Raw genomic sequence first — 4,750 nt, forward strand, 5'->3', positions numbered from 1 at the left:
GATGCCCCAGAAGCCGGCACCGTCGACACGTGCCGCCCGGAACAGCTCCTCCGGCATCGAGGAGAAATAATTGCGGAACAGCAGCGTCAGGATCGGCATGCCGAAAATGGAATGGACGATCACCAGCCCGCTGAGGCTGCCATAGAGGCCGATCTCGCGCAGGATGATGACGATCGGATAGATCATCACCTGGTAGGGAATGAAGGCGCCGACGATCAGGATGATGAAGAACGTATCGGCGCCCTTGAAGCGCCAATTGGCCAGTGCATAACCGTTCACCGAGGCGATGGCGATCGACAGCAGCACTGACGGCACGGTGATGCGCACCGAATTCCAGAAGCCGCGCGAGAGCCCGTCGCAGTTAAGGCCGGTGCAGGCAGTCGACCACGCTTTGACCCACGGTTCGAAAGTGATCTCGAGCGGCGGTGAGAAGATGTTGCCGAGCCGGATCTCCGGCATGCCCTTGAGCGAGGTGACGACCATGACGTAGAGCGGCAAGAGGTAGTAGACCGCCATGACGAACAATGTGCCGTATAGGAAGACGTTGCGGCGCGAAATCACGCGGCGCGGCTTCGGGCCGTAGGGATCGGTGATGCCCTGGCGCGCGCCGGCGGCGGTGCTTGCTTGAGCGGTGATGTCTGCCATGCTCATTTGCGCCGCCCGAACTCGAGATAGGCCCAGGGCACGATGACGATCACCACCGAGAGCAGCATCATGGTCGAGGCAGCAAAGCCCTGGCCGAGGTTCTGGGCGAAGAACATATAGTCGTAGACGTATTTGGCCGGCACTTCGGAGGCGATGCCTGGGCCGCCGCTGGTCTGGGCCACGACGAGGTCATAGACCTTGACGATGCCGGCAGCGATGATGACGAGCGTGGTGATGAAGACCGGCCGCATCATCGGGATGACGATGAACAGATAGGTCTTCCACATCGGGATCCCATCCACCCGCGCCGCCTTCCAGATGTCCTCGTCAATGCCGCGCAGGCCAGCCAGCATCAGGCACATGATGAGCCCTGTGCCTTGCCACAGCGCCGCGATCGATATGCCGTAGATGACGATGCTGGAATTGTAGAGCGGGTCGAAGCTGAAGCTCGTCCAGCCTAAGTCACGGACCACATGCTGGATGCCGAAATCCGGATTGAGCAGCCACTGCCAGACCAGGCCGGTGACGATGAAGGAGAGCGCGAAAGGATAGAGGAAGATGGTGCGCAACGTGTCCTCGAAGCGGATCTTCTGATCGAGCAGTGCTGCAAGCAGGAAGCCGATGACCAGCGAGAACACCAGCGAGATCGCGCCGTAGATCAGCAGGTTCTCGATCGAGATCAGCCAGCGCGGCGTCGCCCACAGCCGGTAATATTGGTCGAGCCCGACGAAATTCAGCCGCGGCAAGAGCTTCGAATTGGTGAAGGAATAGAGCACCGTCCAAACGGTGCCGCCGACGAAAACCACCATGGCGGTGAGGATCATCGGGATCGAGGCGACCTTCGCATTGAGGTTGCGGAACAGAAGGTTGGGGCGTTCGCTCTTGCTCATCTCGTCAGCCGGCTGGGTAAGGGCGGTGCATTCCCGGCCCTGCATTCGCAAGGCCGGGAGCGAGGTGGCTTGCCGCCAGCGTCAGTCCGCCGAAGCGATGAGGTCGGCGAAGCGCTTCTGTGCGTCTTCGACGGTCAATTCCGGCTTGGCGAAGAATTCGGCGAAAAGGTCTTCCTTCTGCTTCTGGGTGTCCTGCGAAAGCAGTTGGTCCGTCCATGGAATGACGGCGCCCTTGGCGAGGATGGCGAGGCCTTTCTTCATGCAGTCGTTCGCCGCGTTGAGATCGACGTCGCCGCGCACCGGCAGGGAACCCTTCTTCAGATTGAAGGCAACCTGCGTCTTGGGATCGAGCAGCGTCTCGGCCAGCACCTCCTGCGCCTTGCTCTTGTCGGCATCCTTGAGCAGCGGGAAGTAGAAGGCGTCGCCGCCCGTGGCTATGACCTCGTTCAGCCCAAGGCCCGGCAGGCAGGTATAGTCCTTGCCGGCGGTCTTGCCGGCAACCTGGAACTCGCCCTGTGCCCAGTCGCCCATGATCTGGCCACCCGCCTTGCCGGTGATGACCAGGTTGGTCGCCTGGTTCCAGTCCTGCACATTGGTGTCCTTCGCCATCTTGCGGGCATCGTCCGCGGCCTTGAAGACCTTGGCGACTTCGGGCCCGGCGGCGAACTTGGCATCCTTGTCCTTGTAGACCTTGAGGAACGTGTCCGTGCCGCCCACAGCCGCAAGCAGCACGTCGAAGGCACCGGAGGATTGCCAGGCTTGCCCGCCGACGGCGAGCGGGATGATGCCGGCCTTCTCCAGTGCCGGCGCTGCCGCCACGAATTCATTCCAGTCCTTCGGCAACGGCACGCCGGCCTTCGCGAAGGCTTCGTTGGACAGCCACAGCCACTGCCAGGAATGGATGTTGACGGGCACGCAATAGATCTTGCCGTCGATGGTGCAGCCGTCGAGCAGGCTCTTCGGCCGCACGACATCAGTCCACTTGCCCTTGGTGGCGACGTCGGTGAGGTCGCGCATCAGGCCGGCCTGCACCAACTCTTCCGCCTGCCGGCCGTGGTTGAACTGCGTGGCGCCCATCGGATCGCCACCGGTGATGCGGCTGATCATGATCGGCCGCGCCGTGCCGCCGGAGCCGGCAATGGCGCCGTCCACCCAGTGGTTGCCGGTCGCATCGAATGCCTTGGCAAGTTCCGCAACCGCCGCGGCCTCGCCGCCTGAAGTCCACCAATGGGTGACTTCCAGGTCCGTCGCGGCCGCCTGGCCGGCAAATTGCAGTGCAGCCGTCGCCGCCAGGGCAGCGGTCAAAAATCTGTATCGCATTTCGGCTCCTCCCAGAATCTGAAACGTTACAGATTTTCGATACGGCAATTGCGCGGGCTGTGCAACCCATCAACGAAGCGCCCTCGATATTTTTTCGGGCCGCGAACAAATCCGCCTGAATGATCGCGCTTCTCATGCACTGCAGCATGGTTTGCTGCGGCGCAAACACCGAAATGCCGCCTGATACGGGCAAAAGGCGGCGGCAGGGCGATTTCTCCTGGAATCCCAATGCGTTTCGCAAAAAGAACCATCCACCTCGTGACGAGGACATACATCTCGATACTGGCAATCTGTAACGTTTCAGTATATTGACGCTTTGCCGGGGCTGGGACGCATATCGTATCGCTATGACGGCGATTGCCGACATGGCCCGCGGCTGCTATGCGCCTGACGGGCGGGACGAATGGACAGACAGCGTACGGACAAGAACGGGGAGAACTCGGCACAGGGACGGCCGACGTTGAAGACGCTTGCCTTCATGACCGGGCTCGGCGTCACCACCGTGTCACGCGCCTTGAAGGATGCCCCGGAAATCGGCGCCGAAACCAGGCGCCGCGTCCAACTCGTCGCCAAGCAGATCGGCTACCGGCCGAACCGCGCCGGCGTGCGTCTGCGCACCGGCAGGACCAATGTCATCAGCCTCGTGCTCAACACCGACCGCGAGATCATGAGCTTCGTCTCGGACATCATCTACGGCGTTTCGGAAGTGCTCGCCGAAACGCCCTATCACCTGATCGTCACGCCTTATTCCCGCTCGCAGGATCCGATGGAGCCGATCCGCTATCTCGTCGAGACCGGCTCGGCCGATGGCGTCATCATCTCGCGCACCCAACCGAACGATCCACGCGCCCGCTACATGCTCGAGCACGGCATGCCCTTTGCCACGCATGGCCGCACCGACATGGGCCTGGTCCACCCCTACCATGACTTCGACAACCATGTATTCGCGATGGAAGCCGTGCGCCGCCTGGCGAGCATGGGCAGGCGCAAGCTGGCGCTTCTGTCGCCGCCACCCGGGCTGACCTATTATGGCCACACGCTGAACGGCTTTGCCGATGCGCTGAGCGAGGTCGGCGCCAGCGAAATTCCGTTCAACACCGTTTCCATCGATCACACGATCGAGCAGATCAGGACCAGGACCGCGCAGGTGATGCGCCGCGAGAACAGGCCGGACGGCTTCGTCAGCAGCGCTGCCGCCGCGACACTGGCTATCGTCGCCGGCATCGAAGATGCCGGCCTCAAACTTGGCCGCGACGTCGATGTCGTGTCCAAGCAGTCGTCGGACCTGTTGCACCTGTTCCGGCCGGAATTGCTCGTCGTCAACGAGAACTTCCGCCTGGCCGGCTCCGATCTCGCCCGCTCCGTGCTCGGCTGGATCGGCGGCGCCGCACCCGGCTCGCTGCAGCGCCTGGTCGCCACCAGCGAGGTTCAGGCGTTCAGACCCCCGGTTTCCGTTTAGGCTCTTGGGCCGGCTTGTCAGCCAGCCGCACCGCTTCCCCACGGCCCATGGAACGCGCCTTTGTCGTCGATACGCTCGAAGCCGTGCGCGCCGAAGAAGTCGCGTTGCGCCTGGATCAGGTTCGAGGTGCCGCGGCCCTGGCGATAGCTGTCGAAATAGGCAAGTGCGGAAGACAGCGCCGGAACCGGCGAGCCGGCCTCCGAAGCCCTCGCCACGATGCGGCGCAGCGACGGATGCGCTTCCTGCATCAGCGAGATGAAGGCCGGCGCCATCAGAAGGTTGGTCGAGGCGCCGCCCTTGCTGAAGGCTTCCGCCATGGTGTCGAGCATCTGCGAGCGGATGATGCAGCCGGCGCGCCAGATCCTGGCGATGGTCGGCATCGGCAGGTTCCAGTTGAATTCCTTCGACGCGCCGCTCATCACCGCAAAACCTTGGG

The 4,750-nt window shown here is 62.7% G+C and carries 5 protein-coding genes and 1 pseudogene; 1 reads left to right on the forward strand and 5 read right to left on the reverse strand.

Annotation, left to right across the window (positions count from 1 at the left end; genetic code table 11):
* The 4 genes from EN879_RS24640 to EN879_RS24655 all read right to left on the reverse strand — a co-directional run.
* Window positions 1-645 (reverse strand): carbohydrate ABC transporter permease (locus EN879_RS24640; RefSeq protein WP_164774557.1); only part of this gene is annotated, 645 nt, incomplete at its 3' end.
* A gap of 2 nt (window positions 646-647) precedes the next feature.
* Window positions 648-1,535 carry a sugar ABC transporter permease gene (locus EN879_RS24645; protein ID WP_024504415.1) on the reverse strand — a complete coding sequence of 296 codons (888 nt, stop codon included), beginning with the start codon at window positions 1,533-1,535 and terminating at the stop codon, window positions 648-650.
* 81 nt (window positions 1,536-1,616) lie between these two features.
* Window positions 1,617-2,855: an ABC transporter substrate-binding protein gene (locus EN879_RS24650; RefSeq protein WP_063169023.1), complete on the reverse strand. Its 1,239-nt coding sequence runs from the start codon at window positions 2,853-2,855 to the stop codon at window positions 1,617-1,619.
* 26 nt (window positions 2,856-2,881) lie between these two features.
* On the reverse strand, window positions 2,882-3,106 hold the full coding sequence (locus tag EN879_RS24655; RefSeq protein ID WP_127224157.1) for a hypothetical protein: 225 nt from the start codon (window positions 3,104-3,106) through the stop codon (window positions 2,882-2,884).
* A gap of 152 nt (window positions 3,107-3,258) precedes the next feature.
* On the opposite strand from EN879_RS24655, the gene EN879_RS24660 reads away from it, so the two are divergent.
* Complete coding sequence (locus tag EN879_RS24660) at window positions 3,259-4,314, forward strand: LacI family DNA-binding transcriptional regulator (RefSeq protein WP_063169024.1); 1,056 nt, start codon at window positions 3,259-3,261, stop codon at window positions 4,312-4,314.
* Window positions 4,315-4,331: 17 nt separating this feature from the next.
* On the opposite strand, the pseudogene EN879_RS24665 reads toward EN879_RS24660, so the two are convergent.
* A pseudogene (locus EN879_RS24665) lies at window positions 4,332-4,750 on the reverse strand (NADP-dependent phosphogluconate dehydrogenase); the annotation flags it as partial.

Origin of the sequence: Mesorhizobium sp. M7A.F.Ca.AU.002.02.1.1 (genome assembly GCF_003998535.1) — a bacterium.
Lineage (GTDB): Bacteria > Pseudomonadota > Alphaproteobacteria > Rhizobiales > Rhizobiaceae > Mesorhizobium > Mesorhizobium ciceri.